The following is a 21,464-nucleotide window of genomic DNA, read 5'->3' as shown; positions in this document are numbered from 1 at the left end:
TTGGACGCAGAGTTACTTAAAGATAAGAAAATTGATGACTTGAAAGTAATAGCAAAAGCTTTGGGAGTTCCAGGTATATCAAAATATAGAAAAAGTGAACTAATTGAAGAAATTGTAAAACAAGCGAAAATAAATGAAGAAGAGAATTTAAAAGATGAAGAAGAAAGTTATTTAGAAAATAATCGTAACAATGTTACAAATAATGATGAAGAAAAAGAAAATACAGGAAATACTAAAGAAATTTCAGGTATCTTAGATATATTACCGGACGGATATGGATTTTTACGTTCAGATGGATATAATTCAGGTGATGAGGATATTTATGTTCCCCCTGTACAAGTTAGAAGGTTTAGATTAAAAACCGGTGACTTTATTGTTGGCTTAACTAGAGAAAAGAAGGAGAAAGAAAAATTTTCTCCACTAATATATGTAAATTCAGTAAATTATGAAGGACCGGAAAATTTAAGAAATAGAAGAAATTTTGAAGATTTAACTCCAATTTATCCTAATAAAAAATTAAAACTCGAAAACAATTCTAAGGATCTATCTACAAGAATAATTGACCTAGTATGTCCAATAGGAAAAGGACAAAGAGGAATGATAGTAGCCCCTCCTAAAACTGGGAAAACAACATTATTAAAATCAATTGCAAATGCAATAGTCAAAAATAATCCAGAAATATTTTTAATCGTTTTATTAATAGATGAAAGACCGGAAGAGGTTACAGATATGCAACGCTCTGTAAAAGGAGAGGTAGTTGCGTCAACTTTTGACGAAATGCCTCAAAATCATACTAGAATAGCTGAAATTGTATTAGAAAGAGCAAAACGTCTAGTTGAACATGGAAGAGATGTTGTTATTTTAATGGATAGTTTAACAAGGCTTTCAAGGGCTTATAATGTAACTAGTCCCTATTCAGGAAAGACTTTGTCAGGAGGATTAGACCCTCTTGCATTAAATCATCCGAAGAGATTTTTTGGTGCTGCAAGAAATATTGAAGAAGGTGGAAGTCTAACAATTCTTGCTACTGCATTAATAGACACCGGCTCTAGAATGGACGATGTTATTTTTGAGGAGTTTAAGGGTACAGGTAATATGGAAGTTCATTTAGATAGAGATTTATCTGATTTAAGAATATTTCCTGCTATAGATATATATAAGTCAGGTACTAGAAAAGATGAATTGCTATTAAGTGAAAATGAATTAGAAACTATGAGAAAAATAAGAAGGGCCTTATCTAATTCAACAAATCAACAAATAGCCGACAAGATTATGGAAATGCTGAAGAATACAAAGACAAATGAGGAATTTGTCAACAGTATTAATAAAGTTAAATTTTAGTATTGATTAATGAAAATTACTATGGTATAATTGTAAGGCTGAATATATGAAAGTACATGAAAGAGGTGAAAGAATGAAGGACGGAATTCATCCAAAGTATCATGAAGCAACAGTAACTTGTGTTACTTGTGGAAATACATTTAAAACTGGATCAACTAAAGAAGAAATCAAAGTAGAGATTTGTTCAGAATGTCACCCATTCTATACAGGTCGTCAAAGATCTGCTGAACGTGGTGGTAGAGTAGAGAAATTTAAAGAGAAATATAATATAAAATAGTTGAAAAGGGCTAGTACGCAAGTACTAGCTTTTTTAAAATAAATTAGGAGATAAAATGGGTGTAAAGAAAAAAACCACAATTGGTGGACAAGCATTATTTGAAGGTATTTTAATGCGGGGACCAAATAAGACAAGTATGGTAGTAAGAAAACCTGATGGAGAATTAGAGATTAAGGAAGATACTACAAAACCTATAGCGAGTAAGAGTAAAATATTCAGATTACCCTTTATTAGAGGGATAATTTCTTTAATAGATTCACTTTATATGGGAGTAAATGCAATAGTGTATTCAACTTCTTTCTATGATGATGAGGAAGACGAGGAACCGGGTTTTTTAGAAAAAAAATTTGGTGATAAAGCCGAAGCTATTGGAACAGGATTATCTATTGTAGTATCATTAGCTTTATCTATTTTAATATTCTTTTTTGTACCGACAATAGTAACTTCATTTTTTAAAAAATTTATTGAAAATACTATTTTATTGAATTTAATTGAAGGATTTATAAGAATTTTAATATTTTTAGCCTATATTTATCTTGTGTCAAAAATGGAAGATATGAAAAGAATTTTCATGTACCATGGTGCAGAACATAAATCGATACACTGCTATGAAAATGGTGATGAGCTAACTGTTGAAAATGTTAGAAAATGCTCAAGACTTCATAGAAGATGTGGTACAAGCTTTATTTTTACAGTTATGATTGTGTCAATACTAGTACTGTCTTTTTTCGGATGGCCAAATCCTTTCGTAAGACTATTAACAAGACTTCTAGCATTACCATTAATTGCAGGAATATCATATGAAATCAATAGATTATTAGGAAGATCCGACAGCGTTATTGCTGAAATACTATCATCACCGGGACTTTTAATTCAAAAACTTGGAACGGTAAGAGAACCAACAGATGATATGATTGAAGTTGCAATTGTAGCATTAAAAGAGGTAATTCCTGAAAATGAAGTTGATGATATATGGTAATACAAGATGTATTGGATTTGTTTAGTAAAGTTGATGGAGAAATAATATTAAAACATTACTTTAATATAAACAAAATCGATATTGTATTAAATAAAAATAAAAAACTTGAAAAAAAACAAGAAGATTTAATATATGAAATATATAAAAAATATAAGAGAAATTATCCTTTACAATATATTTTAGGACAATGGAATTTTTATGGGAGAGATTTTTTCACTGAAGAAGGTATCTTAATACCTAGATTTGAAACGGAAATTTTAGTTGAAAAAATATTGGATTTAAATATTGATTTTAGAAATATTCTAGAAATAGGAGTTGGAAGTGGAATTATTTCTATAACACTGGCTTTAGAAATGGAAAAATCCCAAATAATTGGAGTAGATATTTCTCAAAAGGCAATTGATTTAGCCAATAGAAATAAAGAAAAATTTAATGTAAAAAATTGCAAATTCATAAAAAGTGATTTATTTTCTAGTGTTAGTAGAGAAAATAAGTTTGATTTAATAGTTTCTAACCCTCCATATATAAATTTGGAAGATATGGATAAATTAGAAGAAAAATTAAGTTACGAACCGGAAAATGCTCTTTATGGTGGTAAAGACGGATTGGATTTTTATAGGGAAATTATTGAAAAATCAAAAGATTATTTAAAGAGTAATGGTGTAATAGCCTTTGAAATAGGATATAATCAAGGTGAGAGCATAAAGGAAATACTTAGTAATCATAATTTTATGGATATAGAAATTTTTAAGGATTATAATGATTTTGATAGATGTATAATAGCTAGGAGATAAAATGATTTTTTTAAAATTATTTTTTACCTTTTTCAAAATTGGTTTGTTCAGTTTTGGAGGAGGCTATGCAATGATACCATTAATATTACAGGAAATTGTTAATACTAATGGGTGGATAGAAAAAATTGATTTAATAAATATGATTTCAATTTCACAGGTTACTCCCGGTCCTATTGCAATAAACATAGCTACATTTGTAGGGTATGTTATTTCAGGAGTAAGAGGTTCTCTTGTAGCTACAATTTCTGTAATTTTACCATCTGTTATATTGGTAACAATAATGTTTTTCTTTATTAAAAAATTTAAAGGCAATATTTATTTAGAATGGTTTTTAAAAGGTATTAGAGTTGTAGTAGTTGGTTTAATAGGAGCAGGATTTCTTTCTATATTTTTAGAAGGTGTTAATAATGTATTTGCTGTAATAGTATTTACAGTGAGTTTTTATTTAGTAGCTTTTAAAAAAGTTCATCCTATTCCGGTAATAGTTGTTGCAGGAATATTAGGAGCTGTGGTATCATAATGGAGGCAATATGCTTTATTTTCAAATGTTTAAGACATTTTTTATAATAGGTGCATTTACCATTGGTGGTGGAGTTGCAATGATTCCTATTATAGAAAATGAAGTAGTGGAAAAAAAGGAATGGTTAACTTATGAAGAGTTCATGGAAGCCTTAACTGTAGCACAGGGATTACCAGGTGTTTTAGCAGTAAATATGAGTGTTTATATAGGTTTAAAAATTAAAGGATATAAGGGTGCATTGCTATGTATGTTAGGAGCTGTGTTACCTTCATTTATAATGATTATTATTGTAGCTACTTTTTATGAAAAAATTATTGGTACAGATATTGTAGATAGAATTTTTAAAGGAGCATTACCAGCTGTAGCAGCTGTAATAGCAGCTTCAGTATATTCATTAGGAAAGAAATCAAATTTTAAATACTATCATTATATAGTAGCAATACTAATTGCTATAGTAGTAGAGTTGTTTAATATAAGCCCTATTCTATTAATTTTATCATTTGGAATAGGTTATATAATATATAATAAATTCGTCCTAAACAGTAGGAAAGGTGATTAATATGTTTGAGAATTTATCAACAATTGAAAAGAATTTTACAGATTTGGAAACCAAAATTTCAGATCCGGAAGTAATGAAGGATATGAATAATTGGCAAAAATTAGTAAAAGAACATGCAGACTTAAAACCTATAGTAGATAAATATAAGGAATATAGTCATGCAGTTAATATTTTAAAAGAAGACAAAGAAATGCTTAATGAAAAAATAGATGATGATATGAGGGAAATGCTTAAGGAAGAAATTTCTACATTAGAAGAGGATATAGAAAAATTCGAAGGTGAATTAAAAATTCTATTATTACCTAAGGACCCAAATGATCATAAAAATGTTTTTCTGGAAATAAGAGCAGGAGCTGGTGGAGATGAAGCCGGTTTATTTGCTGGAGAATTACTTAGAATGTATCAAATGTACGCAGATAAACAAGGCTGGTCAACAGAAATTATGGAAATAACAGACCAAGGTGTTGGCGGTATAAAAGAAGCTGTTATTATGATAAAGGGTAATGGAGCATATTCAAAACTAAAATATGAATCTGGTGTTCACAGGGTACAAAGAGTTCCTACAACAGAGTCCAGTGGAAGAATTCATACTTCTGCAGCAACAGTAGCGGTTTTACCTGAAGCAGATGATGTTGACGTACAAATAGAATCTAAGGATATTAGAATAGATGTATTTAGATCTTCCGGAAATGGTGGACAATCTGTTAATACAACGGACTCAGCAGTAAGAATTACCCACATGCCTACAGGAATTGTAGTTTCATGTCAAGATGAAAAATCACAGTTAAAGAATAAAGATAAGGCTATGAAAATATTAAAGTCCCGTCTTTATGATCAAATGATGGAAGAGCAAAATAAAGACATAGCTGATGATAGGAAATCCCAAGTAGGGTCAGGAGACAGATCTGAAAGAATAAGAACCTATAATTTCCCACAAGGAAGGGTAACAGATCATAGAATAAATTTAACATTATATAGATTACAGGATTTCTTAGATGGTAACATAGATGAAATGCTGGATTCATTAATAACATATGATCAAACAGAAAAACTTAAACTAGTAGGATAATAAACCACTTTCAATAGTGGTTTTTTTTAATGTATAATTATATCTATGATATAATTTTATTGGAGAATAATAATGAATAGAAATGAAAATCAGTTATTGAATATTGCAAAGGATATAAAGACCTTTAATGGCAAGGAAAATGTAAAACCTATACTGGAATATTTTGGCAATCCCCAAGATAAGTTAAAAGTTATTCATGTAGCCGGAACTAATGGCAAGGGATCGGTATCGGCTTTTATAAATAATATTTTAATAGAAAACAAGTACAATATCGGTTTATTTACTTCGCCGGCAATATTTGAACCTAATGATAGGATAAAAATAAATAATGAAAATATAAGCGATTATGACCTACTAGCATACTATAATAAGGTTATAAGAGTATCAGAAAAACTAAATATTAAATTACATGAATTTGATATTGCTACTATTATAGCTTACTTGTATTTTTATAATAAAAATTGTGATTTGGCTATTATTGAAGTAGGCATTGGTGGAAGAATAGACTCTACAAATATTGTAAAAAAACCGTTGATTTCTGTTATATGTAAAATAGGTAGGGATCATTTAGAAATACTAGGAAACAATATTGAAGAAATAGCTAGAGAAAAAGCTGGGATTATTAAAAAAGATTCTGCTGTAGCAATTTATAATCAAGAGGAAAATATTTTAAATATAGTGGAAAATATTGGAAAAGATTGTAATAATGAAATTATTATTCCTGATTTTAATGAAATAAAAAATTTAAATATAAATTTAAATAAAATTTTATTTTTTTACAAAGACTATGAAATAGAAATACAAATGACAAATATTGTCCAGGTATATAATGCTGTTCTAGCATTAGAAGTAGTATTATATTTAGGAAGAATAGGATATTCTATTTCAAAAAATAATATATTAAGAGGTATTTTAAAAACAAGAGTTATGGGAAGATTTCAAATTTTAAACGAAAATCCAATGGTTATTTTAGATGGAGCACATAATGTTGAAAGTGTGAAAGCATTAAATAAAACTTTAAAAGAGGATTTTCCAAATGAGAAATTTGTATTTATTACAAGTTTCTTTAAGGATAAAGAATATATGAAATTAGTTGAAATTATGGCTCCACTAGCCTATGCCTTTATAGCTTGTGAAACCGATGATAAAAGAACTGTAGAAAGCTTAGAACTAACAAATTTCTTAGGCATGTTTTGCGATAGAGTCCATAATGGTAAAACAATTAAAAATAGTTTAGATATAGCTATGAATAATTTTAGTGATAAAAAAATAATAATATATGGATCATTATCTTTAATTAAGGATTCTGTAGATTATTTTAATTAATGGAGGAACAATGACAATAGATTATAAGGAAATTTTTTCACAAAATAATGTAGGAAAAGTTTTATATAATGAACCAATGGCTAATCATACTACATTTAAAATAGGTGGTCCTTGTGATGTTATGATTTTACCAAAGGAAGAGAATGAAATTATTAATGCTTTAAATATAATTAAAAAAAATAATTTAGAGTATATGATTATAGGAAATGGTAGTAATCTTCTAGTAAGGGATAAAGGAATACGTAAAGTAATTATAAAATTAAATGATAATTACTCAAATATAGAAATTAAGGATAATTATGTAATTGCACAAGCAGGTGCATTATTATCTAAAACAGCTAAGACTGCTATGAAAGAGGATTTAACAGGTATGGAGTTTGCTTCAGGAATACCTGGAGGAATAGGTGGGGCAATTACAATGAATGCAGGAGCCTATGGTGGAGAAATGAAGGATATTCTTTATAAGGTTAAAGCTCTTAATAGGGATTTGGAAATTGTAGAATACAATCTTGATGAAATGAATATGAGATATAGAAACTCAAGGGTTCAGGATGAAGGCTTAATTGTATTAGAAGCAACCTTTAAACTTAAAAAGGGCAACCCTGAGGAAATTAAAGCCCTATATGACGACTTAACATTTAAACGTACATCTAAACAACCTTTAGAGTATGCTTCAGCTGGCTCTACTTTTAAAAGACCTGAAGGCCATTTTGCAGGCAAACTAATTGATGATTGTGGTCTAAGAGGGTATAGGTACAAAGATGCTCAAGTAAGCGAAAAGCATTGTGGTTTTGTCATAAATAGAGGAAATGCTGACTTTGAACAGGTTTATCATGTTATTAGTCATGTTCAAGAAGTTGTTAAAGAAAAATTTGGTGTGAATTTAGAACCGGAGATTAGGATAATTGGAGAAGAATAAATATAAACTTATAGGAGATTATCATACCCATACTATTTATAGTAGGAATGGTCATGGAAAGGGAACTATAAGAGAAAATGTAGAAGAAGCTATAAAAAAAGGATTAGAAGAAATCTATATAACAGACCATGGACCAGGACATTTTCTTTTTGGAATAAAGAGGAAAAAATTGCCTGAAATAAGAAGAACTATTGATGCTTTAAACGAAGAATATAATGGGAAAATAAAAATATATTTAGGTGTTGAAGCAAATGTAGTAGATTATAATGGTAAATATGATTTAAGAAATGAGGATTTAAAATATTTTGATGTAGTTAATCTAGGTTACCATAGTGGTGTAGTGCTTAAAAACTTAAAAAGTTATTTTATATACCATATTTTAAATAGCTTGGGAAGATTTAATAAAAAACTAGAAAAGTATTGTATAGAAAAAAACACCGATGCCATTATTAAAATAATAGAAGAAAAAGATATCACAATAATTACTCATCCAGGCGATAAAGTAAAGGTAGATATTAAAAGATTAGCTAAGGTCTGTAAAGAAAATAATACTTTATTGGAAATCAACAATCACCATCCACATTTAAGTGTAGATGAAATTAAAGAAGCAATTCCCAGTGGAGTAAATTTTTCTTTAGGAAGCGATGCTCATAAACCGGAAAAAGTTGGAATTGTTGATCAGGCAATTAAAAGAGTAGAAAAAGCAGGACTGGATATAAATCGGATTAAAAACTTAAAAGAAGTTAAATAAAGGAAGTTAGGGAGTAAAATATGGAAATTGTAATAGTAACAGGAATGTCAGGTGCAGGAAAAACCTCAGCATTAGATATATTCGAAGATATGGGATATTATGCTATGGATAATTTACCACCGGCATTAATAAAAGAATTTGTTAAACTAATTACAACCAGTAAAATGGACATTGATAAAATTGCTATAGTTGTTGATATAAGAACAAGGGATTTATATGAACAACTATATAATGAAGTGGAATATTTTAAAAATTCCGGAGAAAAAATATCTGTGTTATTTTTAGATTGTACAGATGAAACTCTCATAAGACGATATAAGGAATTAAGAAGACCTCATCCATTAAGTAGTACAGGTAATATTATTTCCGGTATTGACAAAGAAAGAAAATTACTAAAGAAAATGAAAGAGAATTCTACTTATATTATAGATACAACATCCTTAAAATTAGGAGAATTAAAAAGTAGAATATCTACATTATATAACTTTGACGATATAGCAAGCGATAAAATACACATATCCATAGCTTCATTTGGATTTAAACATGGAATAATTTTAGATGGAGATTTAGTATTTGATGTTAGATTTTTACCAAACCCATTTTATATAGAGGATTTGAAAAAGAAAACCGGGTTAGATGAAGAAGTAAGAGATTATGTTTTTAGTTTTGATGACACAAATACTTTTATAGATATGGTACTTGATATGTTGGAATTTTTACTTCCAAAATATAAAAAAGAAGGAAAGAATAATTTGGTTATAGGAATTGGTTGTACAGGTGGTAAACATAGATCTGTTGCTATAGCTGAAGAATTGGATAAAAGACTTTCCGAAAAAGGAGAAATTACCTATGTATCACACAGAGACTCTAAATATTGGTAATAGAGATTTAAATATTGTAACAATTGGTGGTGGAACAGGAAACTCCACAATATTAAAAGGTTTAAAGAAATATTCAACAAATATTACAACAATAGTAACAGTTGCAGATGACGGTGGTGGTTCAGGTAAATTAAGAGAGGATTTAGGTATTCTACCACCGGGAGATATAAGAGCTTGTTTAATAGCTTTGGCAAATACAGAACCGGCTATGGAAACCTTAATGAACTATAGATTTAGAGAAGGAATATTAAAAGGACAATCCTTTGGAAATTTATTTCTAGCAGCAATGATCGATATTTATGGAGATTTTGATATTGCTGTAAAAGAAGCTGGAGATGTTCTAGCAATAACAGGCAAGGTTTTACCTATGACACTGGAAGATGTTGTACTATATGCAGAATTAGAAGGTGGTATAACCTTAAAGGGTGAATCCAATATAACAGAGAAGAATAAAAAATTAAAAAAACGTATAAAAAAAGTATATATTGAGCCTAACTCTCCTAAACCTTTAGATGAAACAGTAGAGGATATTAAAAATGCAGACTTAATAATCATAGGTCCGGGAAGTCTATATACCTCCATTATCCCAAACTTATTAGTTAAGGATATTGCAAAAGCTCTAAGGGATACTAAAGCAAAAATATATTATATTTGCAATATAATGACTCAAGAAGGGGAAACAGAAGGCTATGGAGTATATGATCATGTAAAGGCGATTAATAACCATCTAGAATATGATGTAATAGATAAAATAGTAGTAAATAACGACATTATACCTAGGGAAATAGTTGAAAAATATCATACATCGCCAATCTATCTAACTGATTATGATAGGGAAAAGCTGTCTAAATATAAAATTTTAACTTGGCCATGTTATTACTTATACGGTGATTATATAAGACATGATGCAGATAGGATTAGTAAGTATATAATAGACGATTTTAATAAGGATATAGTAAAAATTTATAATATGTAAGTCCTAAAGATTAATTCTTATGAATTAGTCTTTTTTATTTTTAAATTATAAAACTTACTTCTTGACAAATTTGTAACTAAGATATAAATTACTTATAGAAATAATTATATATTTATTAGATAAATGTATAAATTAATTTTAAATTTAATTAGGAGGATAATATTTGTATTTTATTGGAATAGATATTGGTTCAACAGCAAGTAAAGTAGCAATAAGAGGAAAAATAATAGATGAATTTGTTATACCTACAGGTTGGAATAGCAAAGAAACTGCATTACATATTAAAAATAAACTACTGAAAGATTTTAATATAAATGTTTTAAAAGATGATTCTATTATTATATCAACAGGATATGGTAGAGTTTCAGTACCATATTCCCAAAAACAAATTACAGAAATCACTTGTCATGGATGTGGCATAAGAGAGCAATTCGACTATGATTTATGCACAATTGTAGATGTTGGAGGACAGGATACAAAGGTCATTAATTTAAAAGATGGCTTTGTAGATGATTTCTTAATGAATGACAAATGTTCAGCCGGGACCGGAAAATTTTTAGAAATTATGGCAAATAGATTAAATATTACCTTAGATGAATTATTTGAATTGTCAAATTTAGGAGAAAAAATAAAGATAAGCTCAATGTGTACGGTTTTTGCTGAATCGGAAATTATTTCTCTAATGGGAGAAGGAGAAAAAATAGAGAATATTGCTTCAGGTATTGTTGATTCTGTTGTAGTTAAAGTAGCACAACTAGTAAAAAGACAAGGAATACAGGGAGATATGATTTTAACAGGCGGGTTATCTACTAATAAATTTTTTAACAAATACCTGTCAGAAGAATTAGAAACTAAAATTAACTCCTATAGTAAGGGACGTTATGCTGGTGCAATAGGAGCAGCTTTAATAGCTGAAGATAAATATAAAAAAAGAGGTAGAGTATGATAGATATAAAGAAAGATTTACCGGAAATTTTTGAAGATTTTGCTGAAAATAGACAAAATTCATTTTTAAAAGTAAGAGAAGTAAAGGAAAATGATAATCCTTTAATAGGGGTTTTCTGTAAATTTTTCCCTCAAGAATTAGCAATAGCTATTGATGGAACGGCAGTTTCATTATGTTCAACTTCTGATGAAACAATAGCAGATGCTGAAAAGGACCTACCTAGGAATTTATGTCCTTTAATAAAATCCAGTTATGGATTTGCAATTACAGACAAATGTCCGTTTTTTTATTTCTCTGACCTAGTAGTTGGAGAAACAACATGTGATGGAAAAAAGAAAATGTACGAATATTTAGCTGAAACAAAACCTGTACATGTTATGGAACTTCCAAATAAACAAAGTAAAGAAGGGTTAGTTCTTTGGGAAAAAGAAATATATAAAATGATAGATGTTTTAGAAGAATATTTTGGAAGAAAAATTACAAAGGAAAAATTAGAAGAAGCAATAAAAATTAAAAATGCGGAAAGAACAGCTGTAAAAGACTTTTATGAAATAATGAAAAATGATGAAATTCCTGTTAGCGGACTAGAATTATGGCATGTATTAAATGGAATAACCTTTGAATTTGATAAAAGAGCAGTACCTAAACAATTAAAGGACTTAAAAGAAAAAATATTCTCGGAAAATGAAAAAATTACAGGTAAACCTAGAATTTTAATAACAGGATGTCCAATAGGGGGAGCAACTGAAAAAGTAATAGAAGCAGTTGAAAACCATGGCGGTGTTGTTGTTGCCTATGAGAATTGTGGTGGTGCAAAAGCAATAGATAGAAATGTTGAAGAAGATACAGGCGATCCAATTAGGGCAATAGCTGAAAAATATATTGAAATTGGATGTGCGTGTATGTCACCTAATCCAAATAGGATGGATTTATTAAATAGGATAGTTGACCAGTATAAGGTTGATGGAGTAATAGATATGCACTTACAAGCTTGCCAACCCTTCCAAGTAGAATCTTTAAAAATAAAAAGATTTGCAAATAATGAAAAAAATATACCGTATATAAGCATTGAAACAGATTATTCCCAGTCGGATATTGGACAAATAAATACAAGAGTAGCAGCATTTATAGAAATGATTTAAAATAAGGAATGAATTTTCATTCCTTATTTTAAAATAGGTAGAATATGTTTTTTTATAAAAACCCATCTATTTCTAGCTTTTGGGATATAATCCGATACTATTGATACAACAGTATCCATTTCAGGTACAACGCATATACAGCGTCCTCCTGTTCCCATAGCACAGTAGGAATTCATACCTTCATATTGAAAAAGCCACCATAAATATCCATAATCGTATTTTGATTTTGTAGTTGATTCTTCTACCCAATTATCCGGTAGAACTTTTACACCATTCCAAATTCCATTATTTAAATAAAGAAATCCAAACTTTGCCATTTCCCTAGGAGTTAAATTTAAACCATAGCCTCCAATAGTATAATATTGAGGGTCATTTAACCAACATCCTTTAGTATGTTTACCAAATATGAAATTAGGAGTATAATCTTCCATTTTGTAAGGTGGAATAATATCCATACCAATTTTATTAAAAAGTTCTTTATTAGCATATTCCCTTGCTGTTAAACCGGTAGCTTTTGTTAAAATCCCCGATACTATATGAGTGCCAATTGTAGAGTATTTAAAAGTTCTACGACCTTTATCATCGGCTAAAATATCTAAAGAATATTTCATCCAGTTAGGTGAATCAATAAGTTTATCTATAGGTTCGTTAATAGACTCAAAGGGATAAGGGGCAACACAGGTTAGTAAATCTATAACTCTAATATCTTTTTTTACCGGATTACTTGTCTTATATTCCGGGAAAAAATTTAAAACCTTTTCATCTAACGTTTTAATACTACTGTTTTTCATAGCAATTCCTATTAGAGATGATAGTACAGATTTAGTAACAGAAGCCATAGCATATTTTTCATCTATTGTATGACCATTAAAATAATTTTCATATTTTATATATCCATCTTTAACAACAACTATTCCTGCTATATTTTTATATTCTTTTTTTATAATATTTTCAAGGTTGAATTTTTCTTCTTCAGTAAATTGATTTTCAGATAATTTCCAATCCTTTGTAGGCCAATAATCTCTTTTCATTTAAATCCCTTCTAAATTAATACTAATATATATATTAACATAATTATAAGTATTTTTATAAATTGATTTAAATAGTAAGGTAGTGTATTATAGTGTTAACACTAAAAGGGAGTGATGTTATGAAAAAGAAAATAGTTTTGTTAATATTATTATTATGTTTTTCTTTAGTCGGATGTAAAACTCAAGAAGAAATATATGATGATAATGATAGAATTGCAAAAAATGTTGATAGTAATTTATATTTAAAAAATATAACCAACAAAGAGAAAAATAATTATGAAGCTGAATTTGAGAAATTTACAGGACTAGATACAATTTTTACAATAAAATCAGATGAAGATTCTACCATAAAAATGAAAAGCAATGTAAGTGTAAATAATGATGATTTTAAGGTTGTTTTAGTAAATTCGAATAAAGAAGTTATTAACCTTATTGAAGGTAATTTTGAGGGGGAAGTGGAATTACCTTTAAAAAACGGTACAAATAAAGTGAAAATTGTAAGTAAGGGTAGTGAGGGAGAAGTATCTTTAGAAGTAGAAGAAAATGAGAATATAAGTGTAAGGTAAGGAAGTGTATATGAAAAAAAGTAAAAAGATTTTATTGTTTTTGCTATTAATAGGAACTTTAATAATGTTAACTAGTTGTAAATTTTCAGTAAAAAAGCTCGTTGACCAAGTAGTAGGTATTAAGGGTGAGATGATTTATAATAGTGATAGAAAAATTAAAGGTAGTGGAAATTCTTATTCTATAAGCAATTATAATATTGAAGTTGAAGATAATAGTATAATAGGGGATTTTAAATATTTTTCTGGACTTTATGATCTAGCTAAAATTGAATCGAAGGGAAATAATAAGGTTACATATAAAACAAATATAGAATCCGATACAGAGGACTTTAAAATCGTAGTAATTAGTCCAGAAAAAGAAATAGCCATTTTAGGTGAAGGAAATGGCAGTAATGAAGAATTAATTGAATTTACTGAAGGAGAAAGTCATTTAAAAATGGTAGGAAAAGGTGGAAAGGGAAAATATAATTTAGAATTTGATAAAAATGATAATATAGAAATTACAAGAATTCTTGATGAAGATTAGTAGTAACCTATAGAAAAAATTCTAAAGAACCACATTATTATAATTAGGAGGAAATTAAATAGTGAAAACAAAAAATACTTTATTATCTATGTTAATGATTATATTTTTGTGTATCTTTTTTGTTCTATTCTTATCTTCTTGTAGTATTAAAACTATTTTAGATTCTGATAGAGATAAATTAGAAAAAGAAGTCGTGCATGAAATATATAACAACTCTATTTTATGTGAAAATATAGAGATGTTATCTGTATATAATGATATCGGAAATATTATTGTGAAAGAAATAGAAAGTAATAAAATAAATATTAAAGTTAATTTAATACAAGATAAAAGGATTAAAGATTTGGATTACAAATTATCTAGTATAAATATTGAGCCTAGCATAAATAATAATATTTTATTTTTAGAACCATTAGATGCAAACGAGGGAAATAATTATTGGGAAAATAAAAAAAACAATGCTAATGGTATAAGAATTGACTATATTATTGAAATACCACAATCAATAGAAAGTGTAAATTTATTCACAGACATTGGCAATATTGACTTAAAAGATATTAATGCTAAATTATCTGTGTTTACTAGTATGGGAAAAATAGAAGGGACTAAAATAAGTCCCATGGATGATTCTAGATTTTTTACATCATCGTTACTTGATGGGGGAGAGGCTATAAACATTGATATTAAAAGTTTGGATAATGCTAATAATATAGAGATAGGTAGTGATATAGGTGAAGTGTATATTTCTATTCCCAAAGAAGAGTATATCCATACAATAAAAGAAACAGATATAGATAAAGCAAATGATGATTTTGTTAAAAATATAAAAAATAATAAGTTAGAATATATTAAACCAAAAGTAGATAAAACAAATTTAATAACTACAGATCCAGAAAATATGTTGGGAGAGTTAATAATAGAAGAATACTAGTAAAAACACCTAGAGGGAATTTAAAAATCCAATTAGGTGTTTTTATCTACTTTATGCAATTTTATTTAATTTTTTCTACAAAGCCAATTCCAAGTTCTATTGTATTTGTAATTCCTTTTATGTGCGTTCTTTCAAATGCATGGGAAGCATCTACTCCCGGACCAATTAAGCCTACTTTAAAATCGTAGCCTGCTCTTAATGCCGCAGAAGCATCTGAACCATAGTTAATATAAATATCTATTTTATAATCAAGTTTTCTTTCTTTTGCCACTTGTTCTAAAATTCGTCTTGTTTCTAAGTCATAAGGACCTGAACCGTCTTTTACACAGATTGTAGTGCTTGTTTCTTCAGATGTTTGTGTATCCCCAATAGCCGCCATGTCTACGGCTATAAAATATTCTGTATTTTCTGGCAGTCCGGCAGAACTTCCATGACCAACTTCCTCGTAATTACTAACAAAAAAATTAACTGTATATTCCGGAGTAATTTTATTTTCAATAAAATAATTTGCTATACCTAGCATTGCGGCTATTCCTGCCTTATCATCAAGATGACGGGATTTTATAAAACCATTTTCAAAAATTTCAACATTAGGATTTAAATATATAAAATCTCCAACTTGAATTCCTAGTTTTTCTACATCTTCTTTAGACTTAACCAGTTCATCAATTCTTATTTCTATATTATTTAAAGTTCTTTCAGCACTATTTACATCATCATATACATGGACTGATTGATGTTCAAACATTACTGTACCGGAATATTCTTTATTTTCTGAAGTTATTATTTTAACATAATTTCCCTCAATTGTAGATAGAGAATAACCACCGAGTTTTGTTACTTTTAATCTTCCGTTTGATTTTATTTCTTTTACCATTAGTCCTAATGTGTCTACATGACCTGAAAAAGTAATTGCTTCTTTTTTCTTTCCAGGTATTGTTCCTATTAAAGCTCCTTTTATTGTTTTATAGTTTTTTAAACCAATTTTATTGAACTCTTCTTCAACTAATTTAATAGCTTTTTCAGTATCACCTGTAGGACTAGGTGTTTGTAATAGATTTTTTAAGAAATCTGTTAAATAATCATTATTTATTTTCATATTTCACCTCTTTTATATTATACTATTAGAAGATTAATAATTAAATAAGGAAGGAAAATAATGATATTTGAATTATGTTGTGGCTCGTTAGAGGATATAGTTATTGCTAATGAACTAAAAGTAGATAGAATAGAGCTAAATGCGGGATTAGCATTAGGAGGTTTAACGCCTTCTTTAGGATTGTTAGAACTGGCAATAAAGGAGACGAATATACCTCTTGCCCTTATGGTTAGACCAAGAGGTGGTGGTTTTATGTATAATGATTACGACTATAAAACCATGTTGAAGGATTTACAAATTTTTTTACAATATAATATTGAGGGAATAGTATTCGGTTTTTTGGATAAAGATTTTAATATAGACATAAAAAAAACCGAAGAATTTATTAATATTATTAAGAAGTCCGGTAAAAAGGCGATTTATCACAGAGCTTTTGACAATACATCTAATAAGACCAAATCAATAGAGGAACTTATAAGCCTAGGTTGTGATAGACTTCTTACAAGTGGGGGAAAAAATACTGCAATTGATGGAAAAGATATGATTAAATCATTGCAAAAAGAATATGGAAATAAAATAGATATTGTTGCAGGAAGTGGTTTAAAATCCAACAATATTAAAGATTTTATAAACTACACAAATGTTACTGAAATACATAGCTCCTGTAAAGAATGGAAGGTTGATAATACATCTAATTCATTTGTAAGCTATGATTATAATTTAAGCTATAAAGGAATGTATGATGGTGTGTCTAGAAATGAAGTAATAAAAATGAAGGAAGCATTAAAAAACTTATAATTCATATATACATAATTAGAAATGCTATATTTTTAAATTTATAGTATAATAGTTTTTAGTTTGTGTATTTTAGAATAAAGGAGGAGAAACATGGAGGAAGTAAGCGCAGGCGGAGTTGTTATTCATAAGGGAAAAGTAGCTGTGCTAAGAAAGTTCCGTGGTGATTGGGTTCTCCCAAAAGGACGTCTTGAGAAAGGGGAAACAAGAGAAGAAGCTGCTTTAAGGGAAGTAAATGAAGAAGCAGGCATAAAAGCCGAAATAGTAAGATATATTGGATATGTTAAATATTGGTATAAACATATAGATGGAATGAAGGTACAAAAAACTGTACATTATTATTATATGACAACAAAGGATTCTCAATTAACACCACAAAGGGAAGAAGGATTTACAGAGGCAGTTTACATGCCATTAGATAAGGCAATACACTATATTAGACATGATGCAGAAAAAAATATGGTGAGGAAAGTGAAGGAGTTTTATAAAAAAGAAAGAAAGGGATAGAATTGTCTTTTTCAATTGATGTTAAAAACGAAGTGTCTCGTTTGGATTTTGGAACAGATGAAGAAATAATTTCTGAATTAGGCGGTATGTTTAGAGTAAATGGAACTATACTAACTAATAGCGGAAATATAAAGTTAAGATTTACATCTGAAACCAATTCTATAGCAAGAAGAATTTTTGCAGAATTAAAAAAATTGTACAATTACGATTCTATTATAGAAATAAGTAAGAATAATCAATTAAGGAAAAAAAATTTGTATAGAATAAATATAGAGGGAGAAACGGCTAATCTATTTTTAAAGGATATTGGCTTAAGTAACGATCCTTTTTCATTTTTATATTTAGATATACCAAAATTTTTAATTGATAATAGTAAAAAGAAAAGAGCTTTTATTAGAGGAAGTTTTTTAGGAGCAGGTTCAATTTCAAATCCGGAAAGGTCCTATCATTTAGAAATAGTTACTGGGAAATTGGATTATAGTAAGTATTTTGTAGATCTTTTAAAGGAATATAACATAGTTGCTGGAATTATAGATAGGAAGGACAATTATATTATTTATATAAAAGATAGTGAAATGATTTCAGATTTTTTATCTTTAATAGGTGCTTTTCAAAATCTATTTAAATTTGAAGATATTAGAGTTATTAAAGATATAAAAAATAATGTAAATAGGGTAATGAACTGTGAATCTGCAAATATGGACAAGACCATAGAGGCCTCGTTAAAGCAGATAGATGATATAGAATTAATAGATAAATGTATAGGATTAGAGAATATTCAGGACAATTTAAGGGAAGTAGCTGTAATACGGTTAGAAAACCCTGAGTATTCATTAAAGCAAATAGGTGAGAAATTAAATCCTCCTGTTGGAAAATCCGGTATAAATCATAGATTTAAAAAAATAAGATCTATAGCCGACAATTTAAGGTAGGCTTAGGTCTTTTTTGTTGAAATATTGTAATATTATTTATTTTTTTATCGTAGAAATATGATATATAATAAAGTGGGTGATAATAATGTATAATATTTTAGTTTGTGATGATGAAAAAGATATAGTAGAAGCTATATCAATATATTTAAATCAGCAAGGATACAATGTTTATAAATGCTATAACGGTAAGGAAGCGCTAGAAATTATTAATTCAAATAAACATATGGATTTACTACTTGTAGATATAATGATGCCTGTAATGGATGGAATAGAATTAACTAAAAGAGTTAGAGAGATTTCTGCAGTTCCAATTATAATTTTATCAGCTAAAGGAGAATTAGAGGATAAGGTTGAAGGTTTGGAAATTGGAGCAGATGACTATATTACAAAACCCTTTGATCCAGTTGAACTTTTAGCTAGAGTAAAGTCCAATATTAGAAGAGTGGAGCTTGCAAAAGAGGCCAATACCTTTAAAGATCAAGAAGTTTATAGTTCCGGGAGAATAAGGGTAAATAATACTAAAAAAGAGGTTTTAGTTGACGGGGAACCAATAAAAATAACACCTTATGAATATGGAATACTATTGTTATTAATTTCAAATAAGGGAAAAGTTTTTAACTCAGATGAAATATATGAAAAAGTTTGGGATAGTCCACCTTACGACGTAAAAAAAATTGTGTCTGTACATGTTTCAAGACTAAGGGATAAAATAGAAATTAACCCAAGAAAACCGGATCATTTAAAATCCGTCTATGGAATGGGTTACAAAATTGAGTGATAATGGAAAATACAAAGACAGTTGGTAAAAAAATATTAGAAATCTTAAAAAAAATCGCTTTATGGTTTAAAAGAATATTTGATAGTATAGATGGTTATATTGAAGATCAGATTTTTTATCTTGTACTTTTTTTTGGCATACAATATTTGCTATTAAAAATTCTTACAGAAATACTATCAAAGGGAATAATAAATATAGATGGAATATTTAAAATATACGTAGTAGTACTTTTGGTATATAAATTTTATAAGACCATAAAAAAATATGGAATTCATAGTTTTTTAATTATAGATTTTATACTTGGATTTAGATTTAAGTATTTTATGGTTTACTTAGAATGCTTAGTTATAGAATTGTTTTTAATAATTGCATTTTTGTATATTAGGGCAGATAATGAGGAATTATTGGGTATATATTCCATGGCAGTAATCATACAAAAAATTTCAGCGTCAGTAATGGAAAACTACCTAGGCAAGGTTTTATTAAATAGGAAAATTGAAGCTTTAAATGATGGTAAAAATATAAATGTAAGTATAATAGAGGATACCTATTCCGAATCCATTTATTTAATAGACCATCTTTATGACTCAATGAAAAAATCTTTAGATGCTAAATATAAAAGTGAAAGATTGAAAACCGATTTAATAACCAATATTTCCCATGACCTAAAAACCCCTCTAACTTCTATTATTAATTATGTAGATATTGTAAAAAATACAGATAATGAAGAAGAAAGAGAAAAATATATTAATATTTTAGATTTTAATGCAAAAAGATTAAAGGCTATGGTAATAGACTTAATAGATGCTTCAAAAACTGGAACCGGCAATGTAGATTTAAATTATGAAATCATTGAACTCAATGAGTTGATTTTACAGGTATATGGTCAATTTGATGCAAGATTTGAAGAAAAGAATCTAGAGTTTGATTATGATAGCTTTAGCGATAATATTTTTATAAATGTAGATGGAGATCAATTAAGTAGAGTTTTTGAAAATTTAATAGGGAATGCAGTTAATTATTCAAAAGAAAATTCAAAAATAATTGTTAGGATATCCGTAAGTGAAAATCATTTAATAATTTCTTTAAGTAATGAAACGGAAGAAAAAATTGATGTTAAATCCGAAGACCTACTAGAGCAATTTGTAAGAGGAGAAAAGTCCAGAAGTTCAGAAGGAAGTGGTTTAGGCTTATATATTTCCAAGAATATTATTGAATTAATGAAGGGTAAATTAAATATAAAAATAGAAGATAACAGATTTGTTGTTCTTATATCTTTTAAAATAAAAACAAATAAGAAAAAAGTAAAATAGAAAGGGGAATTGCTTGAAAAAAAATAGTAATGCTCTTTCATTGAGATTATTTATAGACTTATACAGAGCAAACACGACCTTACAGAGAAAATTGAGTAATAATCTTAGCAGTTCAGGAATTACTCTTAGTCAATTTGCAGTCCTAGAAGCTTTATATAATAAAGGTGAATTATGTGTAGGAGATATAAAAGATACTATTCTTACTACTAATGGAAATATTACGGTAGTTATAGCTAACTTAGAAAAAGAAGGTTATATTATTAGAGAAAAAGATAAGAAGGATAGAAGAAAATTTATTATTATTATAACCGATAAGGGAAAAAAATTAGTAGAAAAATTATTTCCACTTCAAGAATCTACAATAATTGATACTTTTAAACATATAGATGATGAATTGAAAGAGCAGATGATTAAAGAATTAAATGCCATTTGGTATAAAGAAAAGCCATAGAATCTATGGCTTCAGGCTGTTGACAATGAAATTGTCAGCAGCCTTTTAAAATGGG

25 protein-coding genes are annotated in these 21,464 nt (G+C 28.2%); 23 read left to right on the top strand and 2 right to left on the bottom strand.

Annotated features, from left to right (window positions below):
- The 14 genes from rho to JFY71_RS11630 all read left to right on the top strand — a co-directional run bounded on the left by rho (nucleotide 1) and on the right by JFY71_RS11630 (nucleotide 12,480).
- Nucleotides 1–1,341: a transcription termination factor Rho gene (gene rho / locus JFY71_RS11695; protein ID WP_243660955.1), complete on the top strand. Its 1,341-nt coding sequence runs from the start codon at nucleotides 1–3 to the stop codon at nucleotides 1,339–1,341.
- Nucleotides 1,342–1,414: 73 nt separating this feature from the next.
- Complete coding sequence (rpmE, locus tag JFY71_RS11690; RefSeq protein WP_243662178.1) at nucleotides 1,415–1,618, top strand: 50S ribosomal protein L31; 204 nt, start codon at nucleotides 1,415–1,417, stop codon at nucleotides 1,616–1,618.
- A 55-nt stretch (nucleotides 1,619–1,673) separates the two neighbouring features.
- A complete protein-coding gene (locus JFY71_RS11685) occupies nucleotides 1,674–2,597 on the top strand; it encodes a DUF1385 domain-containing protein (RefSeq protein ID WP_243660954.1) in 924 nt (307 codons plus the stop codon).
- Nucleotides 2,591–3,391, top strand: coding sequence for a peptide chain release factor N(5)-glutamine methyltransferase (prmC, locus tag JFY71_RS11680; RefSeq protein ID WP_243660953.1), 801 nt, complete (start codon nucleotides 2,591–2,593; stop codon nucleotides 3,389–3,391). Before JFY71_RS11685 ends, prmC begins: the two co-directional genes overlap by 7 nt.
- Nucleotide 3,392: 1 nt before the next feature.
- On the top strand, nucleotides 3,393–3,911 hold the full coding sequence (locus tag JFY71_RS11675) for a chromate transporter (RefSeq protein ID WP_243660952.1): 519 nt from the start codon (nucleotides 3,393–3,395) through the stop codon (nucleotides 3,909–3,911).
- A 10-nt stretch (nucleotides 3,912–3,921) separates the two neighbouring features.
- Nucleotides 3,922–4,470 carry a chromate transporter gene (locus tag JFY71_RS11670; protein WP_243660951.1) on the top strand — a complete coding sequence of 183 codons (549 nt, stop codon included), beginning with the start codon at nucleotides 3,922–3,924 and terminating at the stop codon, nucleotides 4,468–4,470.
- 1 nt (nucleotide 4,471) lies between these two features.
- The gene (gene prfA / locus JFY71_RS11665) at nucleotides 4,472–5,539 is read left to right on the top strand and encodes a peptide chain release factor 1 (protein ID WP_243660950.1); all 1,068 of its coding nucleotides are present in this window, start codon (nucleotides 4,472–4,474) and stop codon (nucleotides 5,537–5,539) included.
- A gap of 72 nt (nucleotides 5,540–5,611) precedes the next feature.
- Nucleotides 5,612–6,865 (top strand): bifunctional folylpolyglutamate synthase/dihydrofolate synthase, encoded by a 1,254-nt coding sequence (locus tag JFY71_RS11660; protein ID WP_243660949.1) that lies wholly within the window; start codon nucleotides 5,612–5,614, stop codon nucleotides 6,863–6,865.
- A 10-nt stretch (nucleotides 6,866–6,875) separates the two neighbouring features.
- Nucleotides 6,876–7,784: a UDP-N-acetylmuramate dehydrogenase gene (murB, locus tag JFY71_RS11655; protein ID WP_243660948.1), complete on the top strand. Its 909-nt coding sequence runs from the start codon at nucleotides 6,876–6,878 to the stop codon at nucleotides 7,782–7,784.
- Complete coding sequence (locus JFY71_RS11650; protein ID WP_243660947.1) at nucleotides 7,771–8,535, top strand: PHP domain-containing protein; 765 nt, start codon at nucleotides 7,771–7,773, stop codon at nucleotides 8,533–8,535. Before murB ends, JFY71_RS11650 begins: the two co-directional genes overlap by 14 nt.
- 20 nt (nucleotides 8,536–8,555) lie before the next feature.
- Nucleotides 8,556–9,416: an RNase adapter RapZ gene (gene rapZ, locus JFY71_RS11645; protein WP_243660946.1), complete on the top strand. Its 861-nt coding sequence runs from the start codon at nucleotides 8,556–8,558 to the stop codon at nucleotides 9,414–9,416.
- The gene (locus JFY71_RS11640; protein ID WP_243660945.1) at nucleotides 9,385–10,392 is read left to right on the top strand and encodes a gluconeogenesis factor YvcK family protein; all 1,008 of its coding nucleotides are present in this window, start codon (nucleotides 9,385–9,387) and stop codon (nucleotides 10,390–10,392) included. The genes rapZ and JFY71_RS11640 overlap by 32 nt, the downstream gene beginning before the upstream one ends.
- A gap of 163 nt (nucleotides 10,393–10,555) precedes the next feature.
- A complete protein-coding gene (locus JFY71_RS11635; RefSeq protein WP_243660944.1) occupies nucleotides 10,556–11,338 on the top strand; it encodes an acyl-CoA dehydratase activase in 783 nt (260 codons plus the stop codon).
- Complete coding sequence (locus JFY71_RS11630; RefSeq protein ID WP_275955184.1) at nucleotides 11,335–12,480, top strand: double-cubane-cluster-containing anaerobic reductase; 1,146 nt, start codon at nucleotides 11,335–11,337, stop codon at nucleotides 12,478–12,480. Before JFY71_RS11635 ends, JFY71_RS11630 begins: the two co-directional genes overlap by 4 nt.
- A gap of 23 nt (nucleotides 12,481–12,503) precedes the next feature.
- Here JFY71_RS11630 and JFY71_RS11625 read toward each other — a convergent pair whose 3' ends face one another.
- Nucleotides 12,504–13,511, bottom strand: coding sequence for a serine hydrolase domain-containing protein (locus tag JFY71_RS11625; RefSeq protein ID WP_243660943.1), 1,008 nt, complete (start codon nucleotides 13,509–13,511; stop codon nucleotides 12,504–12,506).
- A 119-nt stretch (nucleotides 13,512–13,630) separates the two neighbouring features.
- Here JFY71_RS11625 and JFY71_RS11620 point away from each other — a divergent pair, with 119 nt between their 5' ends.
- The 3 genes from JFY71_RS11620 (at nucleotide 13,631) to JFY71_RS11610 (ending at nucleotide 15,534) form a co-directional block, all read left to right on the top strand.
- Nucleotides 13,631–14,077: a hypothetical protein gene (locus tag JFY71_RS11620; protein ID WP_243660942.1), complete on the top strand. Its 447-nt coding sequence runs from the start codon at nucleotides 13,631–13,633 to the stop codon at nucleotides 14,075–14,077.
- Nucleotides 14,078–14,087: 10 nt separating this feature from the next.
- Nucleotides 14,088–14,603, top strand: coding sequence for a hypothetical protein (locus JFY71_RS11615; protein ID WP_243660941.1), 516 nt, complete (start codon nucleotides 14,088–14,090; stop codon nucleotides 14,601–14,603).
- 61 nt (nucleotides 14,604–14,664) lie between these two features.
- A complete protein-coding gene (locus JFY71_RS11610; RefSeq protein ID WP_243660940.1) occupies nucleotides 14,665–15,534 on the top strand; it encodes a hypothetical protein in 870 nt (289 codons plus the stop codon).
- A gap of 61 nt (nucleotides 15,535–15,595) precedes the next feature.
- Here JFY71_RS11610 and JFY71_RS11605 read toward each other — a convergent pair whose 3' ends face one another.
- Nucleotides 15,596–16,633 carry a M42 family metallopeptidase gene (locus JFY71_RS11605; RefSeq protein WP_243660939.1) on the bottom strand — a complete coding sequence of 346 codons (1,038 nt, stop codon included), beginning with the start codon at nucleotides 16,631–16,633 and terminating at the stop codon, nucleotides 15,596–15,598.
- Nucleotides 16,634–16,693: 60 nt separating this feature from the next.
- Between JFY71_RS11605 and JFY71_RS11600 the strand changes: the two genes are divergently transcribed.
- The 6 genes from JFY71_RS11600 to JFY71_RS11575 all read left to right on the top strand — a co-directional run bounded on the left by JFY71_RS11600 (nucleotide 16,694) and on the right by JFY71_RS11575 (nucleotide 21,409).
- Complete coding sequence (locus JFY71_RS11600) at nucleotides 16,694–17,431, top strand: copper homeostasis protein CutC (RefSeq protein WP_243660938.1); 738 nt, start codon at nucleotides 16,694–16,696, stop codon at nucleotides 17,429–17,431.
- 90 nt (nucleotides 17,432–17,521) lie between these two features.
- Nucleotides 17,522–17,935, top strand: coding sequence for an NUDIX hydrolase (locus JFY71_RS11595; RefSeq protein WP_243660937.1), 414 nt, complete (start codon nucleotides 17,522–17,524; stop codon nucleotides 17,933–17,935).
- A 2-nt stretch (nucleotides 17,936–17,937) separates the two neighbouring features.
- Nucleotides 17,938–18,867, top strand: coding sequence for a DNA-binding protein WhiA (gene whiA / locus JFY71_RS11590; protein WP_243660936.1), 930 nt, complete (start codon nucleotides 17,938–17,940; stop codon nucleotides 18,865–18,867).
- Between the two features lie 85 nt (nucleotides 18,868–18,952).
- Complete coding sequence (locus JFY71_RS11585; RefSeq protein WP_243660935.1) at nucleotides 18,953–19,645, top strand: response regulator transcription factor; 693 nt, start codon at nucleotides 18,953–18,955, stop codon at nucleotides 19,643–19,645.
- A 2-nt stretch (nucleotides 19,646–19,647) separates the two neighbouring features.
- A complete protein-coding gene (locus tag JFY71_RS11580) occupies nucleotides 19,648–20,958 on the top strand; it encodes a sensor histidine kinase (protein WP_243660934.1) in 1,311 nt (436 codons plus the stop codon).
- Between the two features lie 13 nt (nucleotides 20,959–20,971).
- Entirely contained in the window at nucleotides 20,972–21,409 is a 438-nt protein-coding gene (locus JFY71_RS11575) for a MarR family winged helix-turn-helix transcriptional regulator (RefSeq protein ID WP_243660933.1), read from the top strand.
- The last annotated feature ends 55 nt before the right edge of the window (nucleotides 21,410–21,464 follow it).

Origin of the sequence: Miniphocaeibacter halophilus, assembly GCF_016458825.1 — a bacterium.
GTDB lineage: Bacteria > Bacillota > Clostridia > Tissierellales > Peptoniphilaceae > Miniphocaeibacter > Miniphocaeibacter halophilus.
This window is presented reverse-complemented; position numbering and strand designations above follow the sequence as displayed.

Coding starts and splice junctions, on each gene's coding strand:
- JFY71_RS11675 (WP_243660952.1), top strand. CDS start 3,393: ATGATTTTTTTAAAATTATTTTTTACCTTTTTCAAAATTGGTTTGTTC.
- murB (WP_243660948.1), top strand. CDS start 6,876: ATGACAATAGATTATAAGGAAATTTTTTCACAAAATAATGTAGGAAAA.
- rpmE (WP_243662178.1), top strand. CDS start 1,415: ATGAAGGACGGAATTCATCCAAAGTATCATGAAGCAACAGTAACTTGT.
- JFY71_RS11620 (WP_243660942.1), top strand. CDS start 13,631: ATGAAAAAGAAAATAGTTTTGTTAATATTATTATTATGTTTTTCTTTA.
- JFY71_RS11595 (WP_243660937.1), top strand. CDS start 17,522: ATGGAGGAAGTAAGCGCAGGCGGAGTTGTTATTCATAAGGGAAAAGTA.
- prfA (WP_243660950.1), top strand. CDS start 4,472: ATGTTTGAGAATTTATCAACAATTGAAAAGAATTTTACAGATTTGGAA.
- JFY71_RS11585 (WP_243660935.1), top strand. CDS start 18,953: ATGTATAATATTTTAGTTTGTGATGATGAAAAAGATATAGTAGAAGCT.
- prmC (WP_243660953.1), top strand. CDS start 2,591: ATGGTAATACAAGATGTATTGGATTTGTTTAGTAAAGTTGATGGAGAA.
- JFY71_RS11600 (WP_243660938.1), top strand. CDS start 16,694: ATGATATTTGAATTATGTTGTGGCTCGTTAGAGGATATAGTTATTGCT.
- JFY71_RS11670 (WP_243660951.1), top strand. CDS start 3,922: ATGCTTTATTTTCAAATGTTTAAGACATTTTTTATAATAGGTGCATTT.
- JFY71_RS11630 (WP_275955184.1), top strand. CDS start 11,335: ATGATAGATATAAAGAAAGATTTACCGGAAATTTTTGAAGATTTTGCT.
- JFY71_RS11580 (WP_243660934.1), top strand. CDS start 19,648: ATGGAAAATACAAAGACAGTTGGTAAAAAAATATTAGAAATCTTAAAA.
- JFY71_RS11640 (WP_243660945.1), top strand. CDS start 9,385: ATGTATCACACAGAGACTCTAAATATTGGTAATAGAGATTTAAATATT.
- JFY71_RS11625 (WP_243660943.1), bottom strand. CDS start 13,511: ATGAAAAGAGATTATTGGCCTACAAAGGATTGGAAATTATCTGAAAAT.
- JFY71_RS11660 (WP_243660949.1), top strand. CDS start 5,612: ATGAATAGAAATGAAAATCAGTTATTGAATATTGCAAAGGATATAAAG.
- JFY71_RS11615 (WP_243660941.1), top strand. CDS start 14,088: ATGAAAAAAAGTAAAAAGATTTTATTGTTTTTGCTATTAATAGGAACT.
- rapZ (WP_243660946.1), top strand. CDS start 8,556: ATGGAAATTGTAATAGTAACAGGAATGTCAGGTGCAGGAAAAACCTCA.
- JFY71_RS11605 (WP_243660939.1), bottom strand. CDS start 16,633: ATGAAAATAAATAATGATTATTTAACAGATTTCTTAAAAAATCTATTA.
- JFY71_RS11685 (WP_243660954.1), top strand. CDS start 1,674: ATGGGTGTAAAGAAAAAAACCACAATTGGTGGACAAGCATTATTTGAA.